General features: G+C 72.3%; 2 protein-coding genes. One reads left to right on the forward strand and one right to left on the reverse strand.

Features of this window, described 5'->3' with window-relative positions:
* On the reverse strand, positions 1 to 521 hold a 521-nt coding region (locus ABZW32_RS40035), incomplete at its 3' end, for a TetR/AcrR family transcriptional regulator (protein WP_356225865.1).
* A 67-nt stretch (positions 522 to 588) separates the two neighbouring features.
* On the opposite strand from ABZW32_RS40035, the gene ABZW32_RS40040 reads away from it, so the two are divergent.
* Positions 589 to 1110: amidohydrolase family protein (locus ABZW32_RS40040; RefSeq protein ID WP_356225867.1), on the forward strand; the 522-nt coding region annotated here is incomplete at its 3' end.

The raw sequence follows: 1110 nt of genomic DNA on the forward strand, positions 1-1110 counted from the left end.
GCCAGGACCACCTCGGCGGCCTGCTCGGCAGCGGCCCCGGCCGGTACCAACTCCGGCAGGACCCGTTCCAGCAGGACCGCCACCGCCGCCGTCACCGTGCGGTCGTGCGCGGCCACCCGCTCGGCGAGCCCGGGCGTACGGGCGGCCAACAGGCGGAACTCCAGGAAGAGCAGGATCCACCCGCGTTCGGGATCCTCGACCCGCAGCAGCGCCTCGACCAGCCGCCGCGCCCGTTCCCCGGGCCCCAGCTGTTCGGCCGCTGTGGCCAACCGCTCCAGCTCGGCCATTCGCCCGGCAGCCTGCTCGTCGAAGAGCGCCAGCAGCAGGTCCTCCTTGGTGGCGAAGTTCGAATAGAAGGCCCCACGTGTGTAGCCGGCGGCAGTGCAGATGTCCTCGATGCTCGTCCGCGCGTACCCCGCGGACAGGAACAGCTCGCTCGCCGCAGACAGGATGCGGGCTCTGGTGTGGACGCGGCGCCGCGGAGGCCGGGGCGCCGCGGGTTCGGCCGGGGAGGAATTCACACCAACACAATACATGGTGTATTCAATACAGGTCGTATTGAAACAACGTGAGAGAGACACCACCACCATGAGCCGACTGCTGATCACCGACGCGCACCTGCTCCACCCCGAGACCGGCACCCGTACCGACCTGGCCTGGATCGAGGTCGCCGACGGCCGGATCGCCGCCACCGGCACCGGCCGCCCGCCCGGCCTCGGGCAGAACGACGTGCGGGTACTCAACGCCGCCGGCGCGACCGTGCTGCCCGGCCTGATCGACGCCCACGTCCATCTGCTGGTCACCTCCCTCGACCTGCCCGCCATCGCGTCCTGGACCCCCGGATACCTGACCGTCCGGGCCCTGGCGGAGGCCGAACGGATGCTGCGCCGCGGCTTCACGACCGTCCGCGACGTGGGCGGCGCCGACCACGGCATGGCCCGCGCCCTGGCCGAAGGGCTGGCGCTCGGCCCCCGGCTCGTCCATGGCGGAAAGGCGCTCTCCCAGACCGGCGGGCACGGCGACCTGCGCCCCCTGGGGGACGACTCGGTTCCCTGCTGCGAGAGCCGTCCGAACTTCGCCCGGATCGCGGACGGCGTCGACGCCGACCGC

The organism is Streptomyces sp. NPDC004667, from assembly GCF_040609475.1.
In the GTDB taxonomy this organism is placed as follows: Bacteria; Actinomycetota; Actinomycetes; order Streptomycetales; family Streptomycetaceae; genus Streptomyces.